This is a genomic window from Streptomyces sp. NPDC047028 (assembly GCF_040644095.1).
GTDB lineage: Bacteria > Actinomycetota > Actinomycetes > Streptomycetales > Streptomycetaceae > Streptomyces.
The window spans coordinates 73,494-95,902 of record NZ_JBEYVS010000001.1 but is presented as its reverse complement, the minus strand read 5'-3'; the positions used below and the strand labels follow the sequence as shown (position 1 = coordinate 95,902).

General features: G+C 70.8%; 21 protein-coding genes. 4 read left to right on the top strand and 17 right to left on the bottom strand.

The annotated features are described in order from the left end of the window. Positions 1-13 precede the first annotated feature (13 nt). The 11 genes from nuoK to ABZ854_RS00445 are packed head-to-tail and all read right to left on the bottom strand — an operon-like array spanning position 14 to position 10,945. Positions 14-313 carry an NADH-quinone oxidoreductase subunit NuoK gene (gene nuoK, locus ABZ854_RS00495; RefSeq protein ID WP_046726439.1) on the bottom strand — a complete coding sequence of 100 codons (300 nt, stop codon included), beginning with the start codon at positions 311-313 and terminating at the stop codon, positions 14-16. Continuing rightward, positions 310-1,152, bottom strand: coding sequence for an NADH-quinone oxidoreductase subunit J (locus ABZ854_RS00490; RefSeq protein ID WP_361202195.1), 843 nt, complete (start codon positions 1,150-1,152; stop codon positions 310-312). Before ABZ854_RS00490 ends, nuoK begins: the two co-directional genes overlap by 4 nt. After that, complete coding sequence (gene nuoI / locus ABZ854_RS00485) at positions 1,149-1,790, bottom strand: NADH-quinone oxidoreductase subunit NuoI (protein ID WP_361202193.1); 642 nt, start codon at positions 1,788-1,790, stop codon at positions 1,149-1,151. The genes ABZ854_RS00490 and nuoI overlap by 4 nt, the downstream gene beginning before the upstream one ends. Continuing rightward, a complete protein-coding gene (gene nuoH, locus ABZ854_RS00480; protein WP_361202191.1) occupies positions 1,783-3,147 on the bottom strand; it encodes an NADH-quinone oxidoreductase subunit NuoH in 1,365 nt (454 codons plus the stop codon). The genes nuoI and nuoH overlap by 8 nt, the downstream gene beginning before the upstream one ends. Then, positions 3,144-5,648 (bottom strand): NADH-quinone oxidoreductase subunit G, encoded by a 2,505-nt coding sequence (locus ABZ854_RS00475; RefSeq protein WP_361202189.1) that lies wholly within the window; start codon positions 5,646-5,648, stop codon positions 3,144-3,146. Before ABZ854_RS00475 ends, nuoH begins: the two co-directional genes overlap by 4 nt. Continuing rightward, positions 5,645-6,994 carry an NADH-quinone oxidoreductase subunit NuoF gene (nuoF, locus tag ABZ854_RS00470; RefSeq protein WP_361202187.1) on the bottom strand — a complete coding sequence of 450 codons (1,350 nt, stop codon included), beginning with the start codon at positions 6,992-6,994 and terminating at the stop codon, positions 5,645-5,647. Before nuoF ends, ABZ854_RS00475 begins: the two co-directional genes overlap by 4 nt. Beyond that, positions 6,991-7,935: an NADH-quinone oxidoreductase subunit NuoE gene (gene nuoE / locus ABZ854_RS00465; protein ID WP_361202185.1), complete on the bottom strand. Its 945-nt coding sequence runs from the start codon at positions 7,933-7,935 to the stop codon at positions 6,991-6,993. The genes nuoF and nuoE overlap by 4 nt, the downstream gene beginning before the upstream one ends. Beyond that, positions 7,932-9,263, bottom strand: a complete 1,332-nt coding sequence (locus ABZ854_RS00460; RefSeq protein ID WP_361202183.1) for an NADH-quinone oxidoreductase subunit D — start codon at positions 9,261-9,263, stop codon at positions 7,932-7,934. Before ABZ854_RS00460 ends, nuoE begins: the two co-directional genes overlap by 4 nt. After that, complete coding sequence (locus ABZ854_RS00455; RefSeq protein WP_361202181.1) at positions 9,260-10,021, bottom strand: NADH-quinone oxidoreductase subunit C; 762 nt, start codon at positions 10,019-10,021, stop codon at positions 9,260-9,262. Before ABZ854_RS00455 ends, ABZ854_RS00460 begins: the two co-directional genes overlap by 4 nt. Next, positions 10,018-10,572, bottom strand: coding sequence for an NADH-quinone oxidoreductase subunit B (locus ABZ854_RS00450; protein ID WP_129307482.1), 555 nt, complete (start codon positions 10,570-10,572; stop codon positions 10,018-10,020). Before ABZ854_RS00450 ends, ABZ854_RS00455 begins: the two co-directional genes overlap by 4 nt. A gap of 13 nt (positions 10,573-10,585) precedes the next feature. Continuing rightward, on the bottom strand, positions 10,586-10,945 hold the full coding sequence (locus ABZ854_RS00445; protein WP_129307483.1) for an NADH-quinone oxidoreductase subunit A: 360 nt from the start codon (positions 10,943-10,945) through the stop codon (positions 10,586-10,588). Positions 10,946-11,698: 753 nt separating this feature from the next. Between ABZ854_RS00445 and ABZ854_RS00440 the strand changes: the two genes are divergently transcribed. Together ABZ854_RS00440 and def are read left to right on the top strand one after the other, a co-directional pair. Then, entirely contained in the window at positions 11,699-12,520 is an 822-nt protein-coding gene (locus tag ABZ854_RS00440) for a C40 family peptidase (RefSeq protein WP_361202178.1), read from the top strand. A 132-nt stretch (positions 12,521-12,652) separates the two neighbouring features. Beyond that, a complete protein-coding gene (def, locus tag ABZ854_RS00435) occupies positions 12,653-13,282 on the top strand; it encodes a peptide deformylase (RefSeq protein WP_361202176.1) in 630 nt (209 codons plus the stop codon). 45 nt (positions 13,283-13,327) lie between these two features. On the opposite strand, the gene ABZ854_RS00430 is transcribed toward def, so the two are convergent. Beyond that, positions 13,328-14,578 carry a geranylgeranyl reductase family protein gene (locus tag ABZ854_RS00430; RefSeq protein ID WP_361202771.1) on the bottom strand — a complete coding sequence of 417 codons (1,251 nt, stop codon included), beginning with the start codon at positions 14,576-14,578 and terminating at the stop codon, positions 13,328-13,330. A 174-nt stretch (positions 14,579-14,752) separates the two neighbouring features. On the opposite strand from ABZ854_RS00430, the gene ABZ854_RS00425 reads away from it, so the two are divergent. Next, positions 14,753-15,301, top strand: a complete 549-nt coding sequence (locus ABZ854_RS00425) for a GNAT family N-acetyltransferase (protein WP_361202174.1) — start codon at positions 14,753-14,755, stop codon at positions 15,299-15,301. Between the two features lie 82 nt (positions 15,302-15,383). Continuing rightward, positions 15,384-15,728: a PASTA domain-containing protein gene (locus tag ABZ854_RS00420; RefSeq protein WP_129307487.1), complete on the top strand. Its 345-nt coding sequence runs from the start codon at positions 15,384-15,386 to the stop codon at positions 15,726-15,728. Here ABZ854_RS00420 and ABZ854_RS00415 read toward each other — a convergent pair. The 5 genes from ABZ854_RS00415 to ABZ854_RS00395 form a co-directional block, all read right to left on the bottom strand. After that, on the bottom strand, positions 15,715-16,410 hold the full coding sequence (locus tag ABZ854_RS00415; RefSeq protein ID WP_361202172.1) for a demethylmenaquinone methyltransferase: 696 nt from the start codon (positions 16,408-16,410) through the stop codon (positions 15,715-15,717). The two genes, ABZ854_RS00420 and ABZ854_RS00415, sit on opposite strands and share 14 nt — an antisense overlap. Positions 16,411-16,642: 232 nt before the next feature. Continuing rightward, positions 16,643-17,242, bottom strand: a complete 600-nt coding sequence (locus tag ABZ854_RS00410) for a hypothetical protein (protein WP_361202170.1) — start codon at positions 17,240-17,242, stop codon at positions 16,643-16,645. Positions 17,243-17,285: 43 nt separating this feature from the next. Next, positions 17,286-18,500 carry a cyclic dehypoxanthinyl futalosine synthase gene (gene mqnC, locus ABZ854_RS00405; protein WP_361202168.1) on the bottom strand — a complete coding sequence of 405 codons (1,215 nt, stop codon included), beginning with the start codon at positions 18,498-18,500 and terminating at the stop codon, positions 17,286-17,288. A gap of 94 nt (positions 18,501-18,594) precedes the next feature. Next, positions 18,595-19,455 carry an A24 family peptidase gene (locus ABZ854_RS00400; protein ID WP_361202166.1) on the bottom strand — a complete coding sequence of 287 codons (861 nt, stop codon included), beginning with the start codon at positions 19,453-19,455 and terminating at the stop codon, positions 18,595-18,597. After that, positions 19,452-22,400, bottom strand: a complete 2,949-nt coding sequence (locus ABZ854_RS00395) for a BTAD domain-containing putative transcriptional regulator (RefSeq protein ID WP_361202164.1) — start codon at positions 22,398-22,400, stop codon at positions 19,452-19,454. Before ABZ854_RS00395 ends, ABZ854_RS00400 begins: the two co-directional genes overlap by 4 nt. Positions 22,401-22,409: the final 9 nt, after the last annotated feature.

The following is a 22,409-nucleotide window of genomic DNA, read 5'->3' as shown; positions in this document are numbered from 1 at the left end:
TTCTTCCGACCCCTTACAGCTTCATCAGGCTGGCGTCGTCGACCGAGGCCGAGTGGCGGGTACGGAACAGCGACACGATGATCGCGAGACCCACCACGACCTCCGCGGCGGCGACGACCATCGTGAAGAAGGCGATGATCTGGCCGTCGAGGTTGCCGTGCATCCGGGAGAAGACGACGAACGCGAGGTTGCACGCGTTGAGCATCAGCTCGATGCACATGAACACGACGATCGCGTTCCGTCTGATCAGCACCCCCGTCGCGCCGATGGTGAACAACAGGGCCGCGAGATAGAGGTAATAGACCGGGTTCACTTCGACGCCTCCTCGGACCGCTTGGTGTTCGCCGGTTCGATCGCCGTACGCTCCAGGCGCTCCTCGGCGCGCTGTTCCAGCGCCCGCAGGTCGTTCAGCGCCTCGGCGGACACGTCGCGGATCTGGCCGCGTTCGCGCAGCGTCTTGTTGACGGTCAGCTCGGACGGGGTGCCGTCGGGGAGCAGGCCTGCGATGTCCACCGCGTTGTGCCGGGCGTAGACGCCGGGGGCCGGCAGCGGCGGTACGTGCTTGCCCTCGCGGATGCGCTGCTCGGACAGTTCGCGCTGGGTCTTGGCGCGCTCGGTGCGCTCGCGGTGGGTGAGCACCATGGCACCGACGGCGGCCGTGATCAGCAGGGCGCCGGTGAGTTCGAACGCGTACACGTACTTGGTGAAGATGAGGGTCGCGAGACCCTCCACGTTGCCGTGCGCGTTCGCCTGGCCGGTGCCGTCGAAGTCCTTCAGGGAAGCGTTGGCGATGCCGGCGAACAGCAGGACGCCGAATCCGATCCCGCAGAGAAGGGCCAGCCAGCGCTGGCCCTTGATGGTCTCCTTCAGCGAGTCCGCGGCGGTCACGCCGACGAGCATCACCACGAAGAGGAACAGCATCATGATCGCGCCGGTGTAGACGACGATCTGCACGATCCCAAGGAAGTAGGCACCGTTGGCGAGGTAGAACACCGCCAGGACGATCATGGTTCCGGCAAGGCACAGAGCGCTGTGCACGGCCTTCCTCATGAAGACGGTACACAGGGCGCCGATCACCGCGACCGAGCCGAGAACCCAGAACTGGAAGGCCTCACCGGTGGAGGTGGTGTAGGCGGCGAGTTGCGCGGTCATCGGCCGATCACCTTCTCCGACGCCGGTTCGGTCTCGCCGAAGGTGGAGTCGCCTTCCTGGACGACCTCGCCCTTGGAGTGGGCGACCTGCCGTACGGTGCCCGGCGCAGCCTCCGTCACCAGACCCCGGTAGTAGTCCTGTTCGTCGGTTCCCGGGAAGATCGAGTGCGGCGTGTCGACCATGCCCTCCTCGAGACCGGCGAGCAGCTGCTCCTTGGTGTAGATGAGGTCGGCGCGGCTGGAGTCGGCCAGTTCGAACTCGTTGGTCATCGTCAACGCGCGCGTGGGGCACGCCTCGATGCACAGGCCGCACAGGATGCAGCGGGCGTAGTTGATCTGGTAGACGCGGCCGTACCGCTCGCCCGGCGAGTAGCGCTCCTCGTCGGTGTTGTCGGCGCCCTCCACATAGATGGCGTCGGCGGGGCAGGCCCAGGCGCACAGTTCGCAGCCGACGCACTTCTCCAGGCCGTCCGGATGGCGGTTGAGCTGGTGCCGTCCGTGGAACCGCGGAGCCGTTGTCTTCTTCTGCTCCGGGTACTGCTCGGTCAGCCGCTTCTTGAACATGGCCTTGAAGGTCACGCCGAAGCCGGCCACGGGGTTCAGGAAACCAGGTTTGGTCTCCTTGGGCTCCTCAGCCATCGGACGCCTCCTTTCCATCCGTCAATCCGTCACTGACAGTGTCCGACCCACCACTGACAATCAGCTCCCGTTCCCGGTGCGAGCGGCGCCTCGGGACCGGCGGCAGCTCCTGCCCGGGCAGCGGCGGTACGGGGAATCCGCCGGCCAGCGGGTCGAACCCGGCCTGTTCGGCGGCGGGCTGCTCGGCCGGCTTCGCCTTCTCGCGGAACATGTCGGCGACGAAGGAGAGCAGCAGCAGGGCGAGGACCGCGCCGCCCACGTAGAGGGCGATGTCGGCGAAGTCGTAGTTCTCGTTGCGCAGGACCCGCACGGTCGCGACCAGCATCAGCCACGTCACGGAGACCGGGATGAGGACCTTCCAGCCGAGCTTCATCAGCTGGTCGTAGCGGACGCGGGGCAGGGTGCCGCGCAGCCAGATGAAGAAGAACAGCAGCAACTGGACCTTGATGACGAACCAGAGCAGGGGCCACCAGCCGTGGTTCGCGCCCTCCCAGAAGGTGCTGATCGGCCACGGGGCGCGCCATCCGCCGAGGAACAGGGTCGTCGACACGGCCGAGACGGTCACCATGTTGACGTACTCGGCGAGCATGAACATCGCGAACTTGATCGACGAGTACTCGGTGTTGAAGCCGCCGACCAGGTCGCCCTCGGACTCCGGCATGTCGAAGGGGGCGCGGTTGGTCTCGCCGACCATCGTGACGATGTAGAGGATGAAGGAGACCGGCAGCAGCAGGATGTACCAGCGGTCGTGCTGCTGGGCGACGATCGTGGACGTCGACATCGACCCCGAGTACAGGAACACCGAGGCGAACGCGGCACCCATGGCGATCTCGTACGAGATCATCTGCGCGCAGGAACGCAGGCCGCCGAGCAGGGGGTAGGTGGATCCGGAACTCCAACCCGCCAGGACGATGCCGTAGATGCCGACGGAGGCGACCGCGAGGATGTAGAGCATCGCGATCGGCAGGTCGGTCAGCTGCATCGCGGTGCGGTGACCGAAGATCGAGATCTCGTTGCCGGCCGGGCCGAAGGGGATCACCGCGATCGCCATGAACGCCGGGATGGCCGCGACGATCGGTGCGAGGACGTAGACCACCTTGTCCGCGCGTTTGACGATGAGGTCTTCCTTGAGCATCAGTTTCACGCCGTCGGCGAGCGACTGGAGCATGCCCCATGGGCCGTGCCGGTTGGGGCCGACGCGCAGCTGCATCCAGGCGACGACCTTACGTTCCCAGACGATGGAGAACAGCACGGTCACCATCAGGAAGGCGAAGCAGAACACCGCCTTGATGACGACCAGCCACCAGGGGTCGCTGCCGAACATCGAGAGGTCTTCAGCGGCGAGGTACGGGCTCATGCCTCCACCTCCTTGGGGGCCTTGTCGGCGGGTGCCGCCGGGCCGATGCGGACGAGGGAGCCGGGCACCGCGCCAGTGCCGGAGGCGACGCCCGCGCCGACGGAGTTCAGCGGGAGCCACACCACCCGGTCGGGCATCTCGGTGACCAGCAGGGGGAGTTCAACGGTGCCGGCCTGGCCGGTGACGGCAAGCAGGCCGCCGTCCTCGACGCCCACCTCGGCGGCCGTCGCGGCGGACACGCGTGCGCGTGCGGCGTGCCGAGTGCCGGCGAGCGCTTCGTCGCCCTTCTGCAGGACGCCGTGGTCCAGGAGCAGCCGGTGCCCGGCGAGTACGGCCTCGCCGGTGGCCGGACGGGGCAGCGCGCCCGCGGTCTCCATGGGTTCGGTGGCCCGCGGGCCGTCCCAGACGCCGAGCCGGTCGATCTCCGCGCGCGTGGTGCGCAGATCGGGCAGGCCCAGGTGGACGTCCATGGCGTCGGAGAGCATCTGCAGCACGCGGCCGTCGGACGGGGAGAGGCGGCGGGTCATCTGGTCGGGCTTCAGGGTGGCCTCGAAGAGGCGGACCCTGCCCTCCCAGTTGAGGAAGGTGCCCGCCTTCTCGGGGACCGCGGCGACCGGAAGGACGACGTCGGCGCGGTCGGTGACCTCGCTGGGCCGCAGTTCCAGTGACACCAGGAAGCCGACACTGTCGAGCGCCTCACGCGCGCGTGCCGGGTCGGGCAGGTCGGCGACCTCGACGCCGGCGACCACGAGGGCCGAGAGTTCGCCGGTTGCGGCGGCCTCGACGATCTGGTGGGCGTCGCGGCCGTAGCGCAGCGGCAGTTCGGCCAGCCCCCAGGCAGCGGCGACCTCCTCCCGCGCGCGCGGGTCGGTGGCCGGGCGGCCGCCGGGCAGCAGCGACGGCAGTGCGCCCGCCTCGGCGGCGCCGCGCTCCCCGGCCCGCCTGGGGATCCAGACGAGCTGGGCGCCGGTCGCGGTGGCGGCGCGTGCGGCGGCGGTCAGTGCGCCGGCGACCGCGGCCAGCCGCTCTCCTACGACGATCACGGCGCCCTCGGTACGCAGCGCCTCGGCGGCCTGTGTGCCGGGCTCCTCCAGGCCGACTCCGCTCGCGAGGGCGTCCAGCCATTCGGTCTCGGTGCCGGGGGCGGCCGGAAGGAGGGTGCCGCCCGCCTTCTGGAGGCCCCGGGTGGCGTACGTGGCCAGCGAGAAGACGCGCTGTTTGCGTTTGCGCCAGGCCTTGCGCAGCCGCAGGAAGACGCCGGGTGCCTCCTCCTCCGACTCGAAGCCGACGAGCAGGACGGCGGGCGCCTTCTCCAGGGACGTGTACGTGACGCCCGTACCGTCGAGGTCGCGGCCGCGGCCGGCCACGCGGGACGCCAGGAAGTCGGCTTCCTCTCCGCTGTGCACGCGCGCGCGGAAGTCGATGTCGTTGGTGTCGAGGGCCACGCGCGCGAACTTGCTGTACGCGTAGGCGTCCTCGACGGTGAGCCGGCCTCCGGTGAGGACGCCCGCGCGGGAGCGGGCGGCGGTCAGCCCGCGCGCGGCCGCTTCGAGAGCCTCCGGCCAGGAGACGGGTTCAAGGACGCCCTCGGCGCTGCGCACGAGCGGGGTTTCGAGGCGGTCCTTGAGCTGCGCGTACCGGAACGCGAAGCGTCCCTTGTCGCAGATCCACTCCTCGTTGACCTCGGGGTCGTCGGCGGCGAGCCGCCGCATGACCTTGCCGCGCCGGTGGTCGGTGCGGGTGGCGCAGCCGCCCGCGCAGTGCTCGCACACGGACGGCGAGGAGATCAGGTCGAACGGGCGGGAGCGGAAGCGGTAGGCGGCGGAGGTCAGCGCGCCGACCGGGCAGATCTGGATGGTGTTGCCGGAGAAGTACGACTCGAAGGGGTCGCCCTCGCCGGTGCCGACCTGCTGGAGGGCGCCCCGTTCGATCAGTTCGATCATCGGGTCGCCCGCGACCTGGTTGGAGAAGCGGGTGCAGCGGGCGCACAGCACGCACCGCTCGCGGTCGAGCAGGACCTGGGTGGAGATCGGCACGGGCTTCTCGTAGGTCCGCTTCTTGCCTTCGAAGCGGGACTCGGCGTTGCCGTGCGACATGGCCTGGTTCTGCAGGGGACACTCACCGCCCTTGTCGCAGACCGGGCAGTCGAGGGGGTGGTTGATGAGGAGGAGTTCCATCACCCCCTTCTGGGCCTTCTCGGCGACCGGCGAGGTGAGGTGGGTCTTGACGACCATGCCGTCGGTGCAGGTGATGGTGCAGGACGCCATCGGCTTGCGCTGGCCCTCCACCTCGACGATGCACTGCCGGCAGGCACCGGCGGGGTCCAGGAGGGGGTGGTCGCAGAAGCGGGGGATCTCGATGCCGAGCTGTTCGGCGGCGCGGATGACCAGGGTGCCCTTGGGCACGCTGAGTTCGATGCCGTCGATGGTCAGCGTGACGAGGTCCTCCGGCGGGACCGCCGCCTCTCCCCCTCCGGTGGGAGCACTCGTGGTCACGGTCATGCGTTCACCTCCGGGCGGTCCGCCCAGGCCGTCGACTTCGCCGGGTCGAAGGGGCAGCCCCGGCCCGTGATGTGCTGCTCGTACTCCTCGCGGAAGTACTGCAGCGAGGAGAAGATCGGTGAGGCGGCGCCGTCACCGAGGGCGCAGAAGGACTTGCCGTTGATGTTGTCGGCGATGTCGTTCAGCTTGTCGAGGTCGGACATGCTGCCCTTGCCGGCTTCGATGTCCCGCATCAGCTGCACCAGCCAGTAAGTCCCCTCGCGGCAGGGGGTGCACTTGCCGCAGGACTCGTGGGCGTAGAACTCGGTCCAGCGGGTCACCGCCCGCACCACGCAGGTCGTCTCGTCGAAGCACTGCAGGGCCTTCGTGCCGAGCATGGAACCGGCGGCGCCGACTCCCTCGTAGTCGAGGGGGACGTCGAGGTGTTCGTCGGTGAACATCGGGGTCGAGGAGCCGCCCGGCGTCCAGAACTTCAGCCGGTGGCCGGGGCGCATCCCGCCGCTCATGTCGAGGAGCTGACGGAGTGTGATGCCGAGGGGCGCCTCGTACTGGCCGGGGCCGGCGACGTGGCCGCTGAGCGAGTACAGCGTGAAGCCGGGAGACTTCTCGCTGCCCATCGATCTGAACCAGTCTTTCCCGTTTTTCAGGATTGCGGGAACTGACGCGATCGATTCGACGTTGTTCACCACAGTCGGACAGGCGTAGAGGCCTTCCACCGCAGGGAAGGGGGGACGCAGCCGCGGTTGACCACGGCGGCCTTCGAGCGAGTCGAGCAGTGCGGTCTCCTCACCGCAGATGTACGCGCCCGCACCCGCGTGCACGGTGAGTTCGAGGGCGAGTCCGCTGCCCAGGATGTTCTCGCCGAGGTAGCCCGCCGCGTAGGCCTCGCGCACGGCCTCGTGCAACCGCCGCAGAACGGGGACGACTTCACCACGCAGATAGATGAAGGCATGCGACGACCTGATGGCGTAACACGCGATCACAATGCCCTCGATGAGGCTGTGCGGGTTCGCGAAGAGGAGCGGGATGTCCTTGCAGGTCCCGGGCTCCGATTCGTCGGCGTTGACAACTAGATAGTGCGGTTTTCCATCACCCTGGGGAATGAACTGCCATTTCATTCCCGTCGGGAACCCCGCGCCGCCGCGGCCGCGCAGACCGGAGTCCTTGACGTACGCGATCAGGTCGTCCGGTGACATGGCGAGCGCCTTGCGGAGTCCCTCGTACCCTTCGTGCCTCCGGTAGACGTCCAGAGACCAGGCCCGGTCCTCGTCCCAGAAGGCCGACAGCACGGGTGCGAGCAGCTTCTCGGGGCTCGTGTCCTTCAGTTCGGGTGCCACGGTCATCACTCCCCCTCCTCGGCGGTAGGCCCTGCCGGATGAGCCGGGTCGGAGGCCGAGGTGTCCTGCGGCGCGTCATGAGAGCTGGGGTGTTCGGCCGGCGACGGCTCGGGCACCTCGTCCCGCGGTTCGTCGTGCGCCCCGGCGTCGTGCGTACCGCCTTCGTGCGGACCGCCTTCGTGCGGACCGCCTTCGTGCGGACCGCCTTCGTGCGGACCGCCGTCGCGTGGATGGACCACGCGCGCGGGTGCGGCCTCTCCCCTGGCCAGGCGGAGGCCCACCAGCGACGCGGGTCCCGCACTGCCGCTCTCCTCGACGGCCCCGGGCCGCTCGTCGGGGAAACCGGCCAGGATCCGCGCGGTCTCCTTGAAGGTGCACAGCCGGGCGCCGCGCGTGGGCTCCACGGGCCGTCCCGCGCGCAGGTCGTCGACCAGGCGCTTGGCACTGCCGGGTGTCTGGTTGTCGAAGAACTCCCAGTTCACCATCACGACGGGCGCGTAGTCGCAGGCGGCGTTGCACTCGATGTGCTCCAGGGTGACCAGGCCGTCGTCGGTGGTCTCGCCGTTGCCGACGCCCAGGTGTTCCTGGAGGGTCTCGAAGATCGCGTCGCCGCCCATCACCGCGCAGAGGGTGTTGGTGCACACGCCGACCTGGTAGTCACCGGACGGCCGGCGCCGGTACATGCTGTAGAAGGTGGCGACGGCGGTGACCTCGGCCGTGGTGAGGTCGAGCATGTCCGCGCAGAACCTCATGCCGGTGCGCGTGACGTGGCCTTCCTCGGCCTGCACGAGGTGGAGCAGCGGCAGCAGGGCGGACCGGGAGTCCGGGTAGCGCGCGATGACCTCGCGCGCGTCCGCCTCCAGCCGGGCCCGGACGTCGTCCGGGTAGGCGGGCGCGGGCAGTTCGGGCATGCCCAGGCTGACGCCCCGCTCCGAAGAAGAGGTGGTCACCGGTCGACGCCTCCCATCACGGGGTCGATGGACGCCACGGCGACGATCACGTCGGCGACCTGGCCGCCCTCGCACATCGCCGCCATGGCTTGCAGGTTGGTGAAGGACGGGTCGCGGAAGTGGACCCGGTAGGGGCGGGTGCCGCCGTCGGAGACCGCGTGCACGCCGAGTTCGCCCTTGGGTGACTCGACGGCCGCGTAGGCCTGTCCCGGCGGGACCCGGAAGCCCTCGGTGACCAGCTTGAAGTGGTGGATCAGGGACTCCATGGAGGTGCCCATGATCTTCTTGATGTGGTCGAGGGAGTTGCCGAGTCCGTCCGGGCCCAGGGCGAGCTGGGCGGGCCAGGCGATCTTCTTGTCGGCGACCATGACCGGGCCGGGCTGCAGCCGGTCCAGGCACTGCTCGACGATCCTGAGCGACTGGCGCATCTCCTCCAGGCGGATCAGGAAGCGGCCGTAGGAGTCGCAGGTGTCGGCGGTGGGGACGTCGAAGTCGTACGTCTCGTAGTCGCAGTACGGCTGGGCCTTGCGCAGGTCGTGCGGCAGGCCGGTGGCGCGCAGGATCGGGCCGGTGGCGCCGAGGGCCATGCAGCCGGCCAGGTCGAGGTAGCCGACGTCCTGCATGCGGGCCTTGAAGATGGGGTTCCCGGTGGCGAGCGCGTCGTACTCCGGGAGGTTCTTGGTCATCTTCTTCACGAACTCGCGGATCTGGTCCACCGCGCCGGGCGGCAGGTCCTGGGCGAGTCCGCCGGGCCGGATGTAGGCGTGGTTCATGCGCAGGCCGGTGACCAGCTCGTAGATGTCGAGGATCATCTCGCGGTCACGGAATCCGTAGATCATGATCGTGGTGGCGCCGAGTTCCATGCCGCCGGTGGCGATGCACACCAGGTGGGAGGAGAGCCGGTTCAGCTCCATCAGGAGCACCCGGATGATCTTCGCGCGCTCGGGGATCTCGTCCTCGATGCCGAGGAGCTTCTCGACGGCGAGACAGTAGGCGGTCTCGTTGAAGAAGGACGTCAGGTAGTCCATGCGCGTCACGAACGTGGTGCCCTGGGTCCAGGTCCGGTATTCGAGGTTCTTCTCGATGCCGGTGTGGAGGTAGCCGATGCCGCAGCGGGCCTCGGTGACCGTCTCGCCCTCGATCTCCAGGATGAGCCGAAGCACTCCATGGGTGGACGGGTGCTGGGGACCCATGTTGACGACGACGCGTTCGTCGTCGGCGCGGGCCGCGGACTGGACGACCTCGTCCCAGTCGCCACCGGTGACCGTGTACACGGTGCCCTCGGTGGTCTCCCGCGCGGAGGCGGACGACGGGTGTGTGCTGCTCACGAGTACGACCTCCGCTGGTCCGGAGCCGGGATCTGGGCGCCCTTGTACTCGACGGGGATGCCGCCGAGGGGGTAGTCCTTGCGCTGCGGGTGGCCCTGCCAGTCGTCCGGCATCATGATCCGCGTCAGGGCCGGGTGGCCGTCGAAGACGATCCCGAAGAAGTCGTAGGTCTCGCGTTCGTGCCAGTCGTTGGTGGGATACACGGAGACCAGGGACGGGATGCGCCGGTCGCTGTCGGGGGCGCTGACTTCGAGGCGGATCAGCCGGTTGTGGGTGATCGAGCGCAGGTGGTAGACGGCGTGCAGCTCGCGGCCCTTGTCGTTCGGGTAGTGGACGCCGCTGACGCCGGTGCACAGCTCGAAGCGCAGGGCCGGGTCGTCGCGCAGGGTGCGGGCGACGCGGACGAGGTGTTCGCGTTCGACGTGGAAGGTGATCTCGTCGCGGTCGACGACCGTCTTCTCCAGGGCATTGCCGGGGAGGAGTCCCTGTTCCTCCAGGGCGCCCTCCAGTTCGTCGGCGACCTCGTCGAACCAGCCGCCGTAGGGGCGGGTGGCCGGGCCGGGGAGCCGGACCGAGCGGACCAGGCCGCCGTAGCCGGAGGTGTCGCCGCCGCCCGCGGTGCCGAACATGCCGCGCTGGACGCGGATCTCCTCGCCGCCCTGGCCGCGCTGTCCGGGGAGGTTGGAGGCGGAGAGGTCCTTTTCGGGGTTCACCCCGTTCGCCCCGCCTGTGCCGTTGGTGCCGTTTCCGTCGCTCACCGCAGCAGCCCCTTCATCTCGATCGTGGGCAGGGCCTTGAGCGCCGCCTCCTCCGCCTCGCGGGCGGCTTCCGCCGCGTTCACGCCGAGCTTGGAGGACTGGATCTTCTGGTGGAGCTTGAGGATCGCGTCCATCAGCATCTCGGGGCGGGGCGGGCAGCCGGGCAGGTAGATGTCGACGGGGACGATGTGGTCGACGCCCTGGACGATGGCGTAGTTGTTGAACATGCCGCCCGAGGAGGCGCAGACGCCCATGGAGATCACCCACTTCGGGTTGGGCATCTGGTCGTAGACCTGCCGCAGCACCGGCGCCATCTTCTGGCTCACCCGGCCGGCGACGATCATCAGGTCGGCCTGGCGCGGCGAGCCGCGGAAGACCTCCATGCCGAAGCGCGCGAGGTCGTAGCGGCCGGCGCCGGTCGTCATCATCTCGATGGCGCAGCAGGCGAGGCCGAACGTGGCCGGGAAGACGGACGCCTTGCGCACCCAGCCCGCGGCCTGCTCGACGGTGGTCAGCAGGAAGCCGCTCGGAAGTTTTTCTTCGAGTCCCATGTCCTAAGGCCCCTCAGTCCCATTCCAGGCCGCCGCGCCGCCATACGTACGCGTACGCGACGAAGACGGTGAGCACGAAGAGCAGCATCTCCACGAGCCCGAAAACACCCAGGGCGTCGAAGGTGACGGCCCAGGGGTAGAGGAAGACGATCTCGATGTCGAAGACGATGAAGAGCATCGCCGTCAGGTAGTACTTGATGGGGAAGCGCCCGCCGCCGGCCGGCGTGGGGGTCGGCTCGATGCCGCACTCGTAGGCGTCGAGTTTGGCGCGGTTGTACCGCTTCGGACCGATCAGCGTGGCCATGACCACGGAGAAGATCGCAAAGCCTGCCCCGAGGGCTCCCAGTACGAGGATGGGCGCATACGCGTTCACCGCTCCTCGCTCCTCTCAGTCGGCGCTGACTGCTGGCGGTTGCATCGGGCCCACGCTTGCCTCACCGGTCCCACCGACCCCTCTCGCCCCGCTCGTCCCGGACGAAGATCGAGAACATGTGAAGCAGGTCACAAGCCCAACTGCCACGCATCCTATGCCCGCCGCTCTGTGATCTGCGACACGGGGTATTCCACAAGCTTTGTGATCTCCACCACCTGACGAAGGATCATGAAGTCGGATGATGGGTGATCTTCATACGCGAAGCGTTCAGGTGATCACCAGAAGTGACAATTCCGCTCGTCGTCGCAGGCCGGAGAGGTCGTCTCAATATCAAGAGAGTTCTCCTGCATGCAAATTGGTGCTGGGCCCGGCGGGCTGGTAGAGGGTCCCGTTCACACATCAGGGGGAGCTTGGGGCACGGAAGTGGACGCCGTCCGGCGCGTGCACGCGTTCACGAACTCCCTCCCGCGCGGGACGCCGCCGTTCCGGTAACCGTTCCGTGACCTCCGCCACATCCATGAGAGGCGGATGAGAGCCGGGCTTGGCCATCCATCCCAACCAGTGGTAGGTGCGGGGCAATTCGGGCGTAATGATGAAAGACCGTGATCATGGGCTTGATCACCCGCGTCCGCAATGTCCGTTACGGCGTCAATAAAGAGTGACGCGTCGGGCATTCGGGGCCCCGATTGAGCAACTGTGGCGCAGCACACGTTTCTTGAAGATATGAAGGAGCCCCTGGTACCGGTTGTTCCCATGTCCCACACCGCTCACATACGCAGCCACCGGAAACCCCGCCGCAGCGCGTCGAAAGTCGCGATGCGGGCCGGAGTTGCCGGTGGCGTCCTCAGCACCCTGGCAGTGGCCGGTGCCTCCGGCTCGGCGAACGCCGCCGAGCCGGTGACGCAGACCCTCGAACTGCCCACCCTCACGGCCGACCTGGCCACTCAGGTCGCCCAGTCCGCGGACGCCACGCAGCAGGCGGCCGCGAACTACGCGCTGCAGGCCGAGCGTGACACGGCCGCCGCAAAGGCCGCGAAGCAGGCCAAGGCGGACCTCGCGGACGCGAAGAAGAAGGCTGAGGCCAAGCGGAAGGCCGCGGAGGAGGCCGCCCGCAAGAAGGCCGCCGAGCGCGCCTCGCGCAGCGCGGAGCGGACCACGCTCTCCGCCTCGGCGGGCACGGGCACCTCCGTCGGCACCTCCACCGGCAGCTCCACGGCCACCGGTTCGGCCGCCGCCGTCATCTCCTTCGTCAAGGCGCAGATCGGCAAGGCGTACGTCTCCGGCGCCACCGGCCCGTCCGCCTACGACTGCTCCGGCCTGGTGCAGACGGCCTTCAGGCAGGTGGGCATCAGCCTGCCGCGCGTCTCCCAGGACCAGTCGACCGCCGGCACCCAGGTGTCGCTGAGCAACCTGCAGCCGGGCGACATCCTGTACTGGGGTGGCGCGGGCAGCGCGTACCACGTCGCGGTGTACGTGGGCGACGGCATGTTCGTCGGCGCGCAGAACCCCTCCAGCGGGGTCGTGGAGAAGCCGCTGTCGTACGACCCGCCGAGCGGGGCCGTGCGGGTGCTCTGAGCACCTCCACGCCTCTCACACGGGCACGCAGGGCCGCAGCCGCTCGGGGGCAGCGGCCCTTGCTCGTCTCCTGGCATCCTCTGCACGGGCCGCCGCACGGGCGGCTCGTCCAGGAGGCAAGGAGGCAGCACGATGCCACGCGTGTTCGTTCAGGGAAGCCCCGCCGACCACTACCCCAGGTACGCCCCGGAGGCGGAACGTGGCGCGGTGCGGCGTATCACCGAGGTCGGCGAGGAGGTCCTGCACCGGCCGTGCCGGGACGTCACGGAGTTCGGCCCGGACCTCGCCGCGCTCATCGACGACATGTTCCTCACCATGTACGCCGCGGACGGAGCGGGTCTGGCGGCGAATCAGGTGGGGGTCGGTCTGCGGCTGTTCGTGTACGACTGCCCCGATGACGACGGAATCCGGCATGTCGGACACGTCGTCAATCCCGTGCTCGAGCACTCCGGTGTGGCCGGGCGGCGGCTGATCGACGAGGGTGAGGGCTGCCTGTCGGTGCCGGGCGCCGTCATGGCCGTACCGAGGCCGGACCGGGCCGTCGTCCACGGGCGGGACAGGGACGGCCGACCGCTCACTGTCGAGGGCACCGGCTACTTCGCGCGCTGCCTCGCCCACGAGACCGACCACACGTACGGCCACATCTATCTCGACCGCCTCTCGAAGCGGGAGAAAAAGGACGCCCTGCGGCAGATGGCGGCCCAGCGGGACGAGGTGATCGCCCGCAGGGCCGCCAAGGCGGCGGAGCTGAGCCGCTCTTGAGTCCGGGCCCGCCGCCCGGGCCCGCCGCGCGGCCCCGGAGGCTGCTCACGCCTTCGGGGCCACCTTGCTCAGGCCGTTGATGACGCGGTCCATCGCGTCGCCGCCCGTGGGGTCGGTGAGGTTGGCCAGCAGCTTGAGGGTGAACTTCATCAGCACCGGGTGGGTCAGGCCCCGCTGGGCGGCGATCTGCATGACCTTCGGGTTGCCGATGAGCTTCACGAAGGCGCGGCCGAGCGTGTAGTAGCCGCCGTAGGTGTCCTTCAGGACGCGCGGGTAGCGCTGCAGGGCGAGTTCGCGCTGGGCCGGGGTGGCGCGCCCGCGGGCCTGGACGATGACCTCGGCGGCGAGCTGGCCGGACTCCATGGCGTAGGCGATGCCCTCGCCGTTGAAGGGGTTCACCAGGCCGCCGGCGTCGCCGACGAGCAGCAGCCCGCGCGTGTAGTGCGGCTGCCGGTTGAACGCCATGGGCAGGGCGGCGCCGCGGATCGGGCCGGTCATGTTCTCGGGGGTGTAGCCCCAGTCCTCCGGCATGGAGGCGCACCAGGCCTTGAGGATCTCGCGCCAGTCGAGGTCCTTGAAGGAGGCGGAGGTGTTGAGGACGCCGAGACCGACGTTGGAGGTGCCGTCGCCCATGCCGAAGATCCAGCCGTAGCCGGGCAGGAGGCGGTCCTGGGGGCCGCGCCGGTCCCACAGCTCCAGCCAGGACTCCAGGTAGTCGTCGTCGTGGCGGGGCGAGGTGAAGTAGGTGCGCACGGCGACGCCCATCGGGCGGTCCTCGCGGCGGTGCAGGCCCATCGCGAGGGAGAGCCGGGTGGAGTTGCCGTCGGCGGCGACCACCAGCGGCGCGCGGAAGGTGACCTCGCGCTTCTCCTCGCCCAGCTTGGCCGTCACGCCGGTGATGCGGCCGGTGCGGTCGTCGACGACCGGGCCGGAGACGTTGCAGCGCTCGTAGAGGCGGGCGCCGGCCTTCTGGGCGTTGCGGGCGAGCTGCTCGTCGAAGTCGTCGCGCTTGCGGACGAGGCCGTAGTTCGGGTAGGTGGCGAGATCCGGCCAGTCCAGCTGGAGGCGGGAGCCGCCGCCGATGATCCTCAGGCCCTTGTTGCGCAGCCAGCCGGCTTCCTCGGAGATGTCGATGCCCATGGCGACGAGCTGCTTGACCGCGCGCGGGGTGAGGCCGTCGCCGCAGACCTTCTCGCGGGGGAACTCGGTCTTCTCCAGCAGGAGTACGTCGAGTCCGGCGCGGGCGAGGTGGTAGGCGGTGGTGGACCCGGCCGGGCCGGCGCCCACGACGATCACGTCGGCGGTGCTCTCGGGCGAGGGCCCGGAGGACGGCTCGGGCGAGGGCTCGGAGTGGGGCTCGGTCTCGACGGTCACGGCGGGATCTCCCCAAGTTCGGAATCTGCGTGCCGGCCGGCACTGGACATGGGCAGTCTATTCAGCGGAACCGATCACCGGCTGAAGGGCTGCCCCGTGAACGAAGCTCTCCCCGCAGTACGGCTGCGCGTGCCCACCCACGAGGACGCGTTCGCCTGGCACCGCGTCTTCGACGACCCGGAGGTCATGGAGTTCTACGGCGGCCGGCCCGCGGAGTTGTCCGTGTACGAGGAGCTGACCGCGCGCCAGCGGCGGCACGACGCGGAGTACGGCTTCTGCCTGTGGACCCTGCTCGGCGACGACGGGGAGGTCATCGGCTTCACGGGCGCCCAGCCCTGGCAGCCGGGCTGGGGGCCGGTCGGCGAGATAGAGATCGGCTGGCGGCTCGGCCGGCCGTACTGGGGCCGGGGGCACGCGACCGCGGCCGCGCGCGAGACGCTGGACCGCGTGCGGGCGGCCGGGGTGCCGGGAGTGGTGGCGATGGTACGGCCCGGGAACAAGCGGTCGATCTCGGTGACCCGGCGGCTCGGCATGACGCCGGCGGAGACCTTCACGCACCCGGCGCTGAACGAACCGGCGCTCTGCTTCCGGCTCGCGTTCAACGCCCCGGGCCCACGCTCGACACCATCAAGTAACCCAACGTAGCGGACTGTCACAGAAAGACACCGGTGCCTTCCGGGCAGCCCGTGCCGGAGTTACCCTGCCAGTACCGCTGGGGGTGACATCTGTGCGCATAACACCCAATACACCCGAAGTACGCGTTCCACGGCTGGTCGGCCTGATGGCCGTGGACGCGCGCGAGACGGCCCGGGCGCGGGGTCTGTTCCTGAACGCGCCGGACCGGCCCGACTTCCACCGCACGGTCGTCGAGTACGTCGTACGCCAGTACCCGCAGCCCGGCGCCGAGGTGCCGCCGGATGCCATGGTGTACGTCTGGTTCGACTTCGGCCCGGGAGAGGGCGGCGGAGGCGTGCGCGAGCCACGCATTCCGGGACCGCCCAGGGGCGGCCTGCAACGCGAACTGGACGAGCCGGGCGACCCGTACGCCGCCGTCGGCCTCAGCTCTCCTTGAAGCCCCGGTGCAGGGCCACCACGCCGCCCGTCAGGTTCCGCCACGCCACCTTCGACCAGCCCGCCCCGCGCAGCCGTTCGGCGAGGGCCGGCTGGTCGGGCCAGGCGCGGATGGACTCGGCGAGGTAGACGTACGCGTCCGGGCTGGAGGACACCGCGCGCGCGACCGGCGGCAGCGCCCGCATCAGGTACTCGGTGTAGACGGTCCGGAACGGGGCCCAGGTCGGGTGCGAGAACTCGCAGATGACCACGCGCCCGCCGGGCCGGGTCACCCGGAGCATCTCGCGCAGCGCCGCGTCCGTGTCCTGGACGTTGCGCAGCCCGAAGGAGATCGTCACGGCGTCGAAGGTGTCGTCCTTGAACGGCAGCTTCGTCGCGTCGCCGGCGGTGAACGGCAGCCAGGTGTGCTTCTTCTTCCCCACCTGGAGCATGCCGAGGGAGAAGTCGCAGGGGACGACGTACGCACCCGCGCGCGTGAAGGGCAGCGAGGAGGTGGCCGTACCGGCGGCGAGGTCGAGGATCTTCTGCGCGGGGCGGGCGTCGACCGCGCGCGCCACCTCCTTGCGCCAGCGCCGGTCCTGGCCGAGTGACAGCACGTCGTTCGTCAGGTCGTACCGTTCCGCCACGTCGTCGAACATCGAGGCGACTTCGTGCGGCTGTTTGTTCAGGGAGGCGCGGGTCACCGGGCCATTGTTGCAGCCGCCCGTCCGCCGCCGGCCGCGGCGTCCCGTGAGCGGCGCGGACCGATACCTCGCGGACGGATGCCCCGCGGCCAGGCGTCTCGGGGCCAGGTGCCCGCGGTCGGGCGTCTCGGGGCCAGGTGCCCGCGGTCGGGCGTCTCGGGGCCAGGTGCCCGCGGTCGGGGCTCGCGGACCGGTGTCTCGCGGTCGGGGCTCGCGGACCGGTGTCTCGCGGTCAGCGCGCCCGGTACACCAGGCGGCCGCCCAGCACGGTGGCCACACAGGTGGCGGCGCCGCGGCGGACCAGTTCGGCGCGGTCGGCGACGTCGAACACGGCGAACCGGGCGGGTCCGCCGGCCGTGAGCCGCGGCAGCAGGATCAGCGGCGTCGGGGACAGCGCGGCCGGTCCGGGGAGCCGGTCGGGCCGCTGCCCCACCGCGAGCCCGGCCCGGCGCACCGCGTCGGCCGCGGCCCGCCACCGCAGTTCCCCGGCGACCGCCACCGTGCCGTGCGCGAGCATCCGCTGCACCCCGCGCCGTGCGCTCGCGCCGAGGCGTGCGGGATCACCGCGGAAGATCTCCGCCGCGCGTGCCCCGCCGAGGGGCTCGGTGCCGAGGGTGTCGGCCTCGCGCGGGTCCGGGTGGTAGGTGGCTTCCAGCAGCTCCGGAGCGTACGGGTTCAGCAGGCCCGGGGTGAAGATGCCGGGCCAGCGTCGCATCCTGGCCCCGGGCGCGGCGGCGGCGAGTTCCTCGTACGGGCCGACGGCGGCGACGGACGCCCCGTCGACCAGGACGGCCGCCTCGGGGGACCGTTCGGCGAGATGAAGGGTCAGCACGGCAGGCTCGGTCGCTCGCTCGGTCGTACGGTCACCGGGACGCTCAGTTGGACGCCAGCAGCTTCAGTTCGGGGTGCGCGGTGCCGCCCTCGATCGCCGTGGAGGAGATGTGGGACACGACGCGGTCGTCGACGGGGTCGTTCGCCGGGTCGTCGTGGACGACGAGGTGCTCGTACGTCGTCGCCCGCTGCGCCGGCACCCGGCCCGCCTTGCGGATGAGGTCGATGATCTCCATGCGGTTGGATCGGTGCTTGGCGCCGGCCGAGGAGACGACGTTCTCCTCCAGCATGATCGAGCCGAGATCGTCCGCGCCGTAGTGCAGCGAGAGCTGGCCGACCTCCTTGCCGGTGGTGAGCCAGGAGCCCTGGATGTGCTGGATGTTGTCCATGAACAGCCGGGCGATGGCGATCATCCGCAGGTACTCGAAGAGCGTGGCCTGGGTGCGGCCCTTCAGGTGGTTGTTCTCGGGCTGGTAGGTGTACGGGATGAACGCGCGGAAGCCGCCCGTGCGGTCCTGCACGTCCCGGATCATCCGCAGGTGCTCGATGCGCTCGGCGTTGGTCTCGCCCGTGCCCATCAACATGGTGGACGTGGACTCCACGCCCAGCCGGTGCGCGGTCTCCATGATCTCCAGCCAGCGCTCGCCGCTCTCCTTCAGCGGGGCGATGGCCTTGCGCGGCCGCTCCGGCAGGAGTTCCGCGCCGGCGCCCGCGAAGGAGTCGAGGCCGGCCGCGTGGATGCGGGTGATGGCCTCCTCGACCGACACCCCGGAGATCCGGGCCATGTGCTCGACCTCGCTCGCCCCCAGGCTGTGGATGACGAGCTGCGGGAACTCCTTCTTGATGGCGGCGAAGTGCTTCTCGTAGTACTCCACGCCGTAGTCCGGGTGGTGGCCGCCCTGGAACATGATCTGGGTGCCGCCCAGTTCGACGGTCTCCGCGCAGCGGCGCAGGATGTCGTCCAGGTCGCGGGTCCAGCCCTTGTCCGCGTCCTTGGGGGCCGCGTAGAAGGCGCAGAACTTGCACGCCGTGACGCACACGTTCGTGTAGTTGATGTTCCGCTCGATGATGTACGTCGCGATGTGCTCGATACCGGCGTACTTGCGGCGGCGTACGGCGTCGGCGGCGGCGCCCAGGGCGTGCAGCGGGGCGTCCCGGTAGAGGACGAGCGCCTCCTCGGGGGTGATCCGCCCACCTGCGGCGGCACGGTCGAGGACGGCTGTGACATCAACAGAAGCGAGGTCGGCCTTCTCGGACACCGGGCGTCCCTTTCGTCAAGGGTTGTGGACAGACCGGACCAGCCTACGTCAGCCCCTGCCGCCGCCCGACCTCAGGCCGGTGCGGCGTACGGCCTCAGGCCGCACCGGCGCCGGCCAGCAGTCCCGCGCAGGCACCGGCGATGAGGAACGGCCCGAACGGGATCGCCGTCTTGCGGCCGGCCCGCCGGACGACGACGAGCGCACCGCCGTAGAGCGCACCGAACAGGAACCCGGCGAACGTGCCGAGCAGCACGGCCGGCCAGCCGTACCAGCCGAGTACGGCGCCTGCCCCGAGCGCGAGTTTGACGTCGCCGAAGCCCATCCCGGCCGGGTTGACCAGCCACAGCACGAAGTAGCCGGCGCCGAGGGCGAGGGCGCCGTAGAGCGCGGTGGTCCAGTGCCCGGCGTGCCCGGGCAGCAGCGCGGCCACTGCGAGCAGCGCGAGCGCGGCCGCCGCGAACGGCAGCGTCAGCGGGTCCGGCAGCCGCCGCACCCGGAAGTCCACGACCGCCAGCAGCACGCCGACCGGCGCGAGCAGCAACCAGACCCCGACCTCGGGCCGCGCCCCGGTGGCGGCGGCGAGGGCGGCACACACGAGGGCGGAGGCGACGGCGAGAAGGGCGGTGGAGGGGGTCCAGGAACGGGCGTCGGAGACGACCACAGGGCCGGAACCGGCGGCGGCCGCCGCATCCGCGCCAGAGACATCCCCAGAGACATCCCCGGAGCCGGCGCCGGAGGTGGCGGCGCGACCGGCATTCAGCGCGGACGGCCGGTCGACGGCGCAGGTCGGGCACGTTGTCCGGCCCAGCCAGCCGCGCAGGCGGTGCTCCTCGGGGCAGTGGTCGCGCCACGGTTCGCCCTCCGGGACGGCGAAGCGGTAGGCCGCGCGCGGGAGCAGCGTGCCCGCCGCCCCGCCCCACAGCGCGGCGGCGAGGACCAGCGCGAGGCCGTTCATCCCGCCGTGGCGGCGCGGTCGCGCCAGGTGGGGAGCAGCTCGTCCAGCAGGGCCTCGGTGCGCGGCGGCAGACCGCGGGCCCCGCTGCGGTCGAGCAGCTCGGCGGCGCGGGCGCGCAGCCGGTCGGGGTCGCCGGTGGCGTGGGTGGCGCGCAGCAGTTCGTGCCACAGCCGCTCGTCCGCCGGTGCGGTCCTGAGGGCGGCGTCGAGCGCCTCGATCGCCTTCTCCGCGCGGTCCTTCTCCAGGTGGAACGCGGACAGGGCGAGGCCGGTGTCGGCAACGAGCAGCGGGAGCCGGGCGTCGATGATCTCGTGGGTGAGCCAGCCGTAGCGCCCCGCGGGCCGGTCGGCGAGCAGCGGGCCGCGGACGAGGACGAGCGCGTCGGTGAGCAGCCGTCCGCGTACGGCGCGGCTGCCGACGCCCTTGCCCTGTGTGGCCTCGTAGTAGAGGGAGCGCAGTACGTCCAGGTCGGAGACCACGGACCGGGCGAGCGTGAGCCGGCCGGTCTCGTCGGCCCGGAGCCGTGGGCCGCCGTCGGCGTCAGTGCCGAGCCAGACGCGCAGCCGTTCGAGGAGGGCGTCCCGCACGTCCTCGGTCACCCCGCGCGGCCACAGCGCGGACGCCAGCACGCGCGGGTGCACGCCCTCGCGGTGCAGGAGCAGCAGTGCGAGGGCCTCGTGGAGCAGGGCGCTGCGGTCGCCGTCGGGGGTGTCGAGGCCGATGATCTCGTACGGCCCGACCAGGCGCGCGTACACCGCGGGGCGCCCCTGTTCGCTGATGTCGACGAGGAACGGCGGTGCGGTGGCGGGCCCGTCCGGGTCGCGCTCGGGGTCGGCCTCGACGAACAGTTCGACGACCGCGCGCTGCTGGACGGCCGGCAGCAACTGGGCCTCCAGCTCCAGGCCGAGGAGCGGGGCGAGCAGCTTGCCCTCGGGCGTGACCTCCATCTCCCAGGCTGCGCCGGGCAGTTCGCCGGTCTCGGTGCCGACGAGGTAGCCGATGCCGAGGCGGCCGGCGTCGGCCGCGAGTTCGGCGAGGGTGACGGCGTCCTCGGCGGACGGCTGGGCCGCGAGCAGGACCAGGTGCGGGGCCCAGCGGGTGTGCTGGGCGGGCCCGGTGCGGCCGGTGAGCACCGAGTCGTGCCCGGCGGCGCCGAGCGCTCCGCGCCGCTGCCTCGTCTCCGCCTGCATCGTCTCGATGAGCGCCTCGATGTCGTCGAGGTGGCGGAGCCGGTTCGGGGCGAGAGCGGTGAGGTCCTCGCCGAAGCCGACGAGGGTGATCGTCATGCGGTCGGACCAGCCGTTGGTGGCGAGTTCGGCGGCGACGGAGGCGAACACGGCGGCCCGGTCGGCCTCGCGGCCGCTCAGCGAGACGATGCCGGGTACGGCCTCCAGGTTGAGCAGCAGCCGGGAGTCGTCCATGGTGCCGAGGCTGACGAGGCCGGGGTAGGGGGCGGCGGTGTCGGCGTCCTCGTACCGCTCGGCGTCCGCGCGGGACAGCATCCAGAACGTCTGGTCCTGCCCGAGCCGCCAGGGCACGGGCGGCTTTCCGGACGGCTGGGCGAGCTGGAGGTGCAGGTCGCCGTGGCTGAGCCAGGCCGCGTAGACGACGGGCAGTGGGCGGGACTCGGCAGTGAGGGCGGCGGCGAGTCCGCGCAGCGAACGGTCCAGGAGCCGTACGGCGTCGGGGTCGGCGCCGACGAGCAGCGCGTCCTGGGCGTCCTGGGCGTCGCCGTCGGGCGTCGGCGGCTCCATGCCGCGCCGGCCGCCGACGGCACCGAGCGCGGACTGCCACAGCGCCTGCCGGCGGCGCCGGCCGAGGGCACCGAGCAGGCCGGCGGCGAGGAGGGGCGCGCCGAGGAGGGCTGCGGGCAGGCCGAAGAAGTGGCCGCTGCTCGCGGGGGTGGCGTGCGCTTCCTGCTGGGCGCCGGTCCGCTCGGTGCCCTCGGGGGCGGGCCGTTGGGCGGGCACGGACGCGTGGCCCGAATGCCCGGCGTGCTCGGCGTTCCCTGAATGCTGGGCGTGGTCGCCGGTCCTGTCGTAGTCCTGGATCTGCTGCTGGACGTGCGGGGAGACCTGGGCGTCGGGCAGCTCGACGAGTTCGCCGCCGTGCGCGTCGCCGGGCATCTCCATGATCCAGCCGGGCCGGATGAGGCTGGCCTCGGAGAGTCGCGAACCGTCGGGCTGGACGCGGTCCTTGTTCAGCTCGTAGATCTCCTTGTACCGGCGGCCGTCGCCGAGGTGCCGTTGCGCTATCTCCCACAGGGAGTCGTGGTGGCGGCCCTCGGGCGGCTGGATCCGGTAGAACTTCGTGTCCCCGTGGCGCGCGGTGCCGGGCGCGGCGTGCGTCGCCGCCTGGCTCGCGTGCTCGGCGACGGCGGCGGCCGCCTTGGCCGCCTGCTCCTGCTGCTGGACGAGGACGCCCGGTGTCTGCTGCGCCGCGGCGACGGTGCTCCGCTGGTTGCCGTCCAGCTGCCCGTGCTGCCCCAGTTGAGCCAGCCCCGGGGTGAGGCTCGCCGCGGTGGCGCCGACGAGCAGCAGCGCGGCGACCAGTTGCCGGGCCAGCAGCTGGCTGGGCCCGGAACCGGGGACCCGGCCCGGCACGCCGACCCCGGACAGCGCCGCCTTGACCTCGACGAGCACGCACGCGGTGAACTGGGCCCAGGCGAGCCAGACGATGACCGTGAGGATGCTCAGGAAGGTGTGCACGGTGATCGGCTGCGTCAGCCAGTCCGACGACGGCACCCCGTGCGGCAGTGGCCAGCCCACCTCGACGGCCAGCGCCCCGGGCACGCCGACGACCAGCACAAGCAGGGCGACGAACGCGAGGAACGCCTTGACGAAGTCCCCGACCGTACGCTGTCGCACACGCACCGGCTGAGGTGTCCGATTCCGCGGGCCTGAGGGGCTGCTGCCCGTGGGGCCTGAAGTGCTGCGTCGCGCCATGGCGGGTGT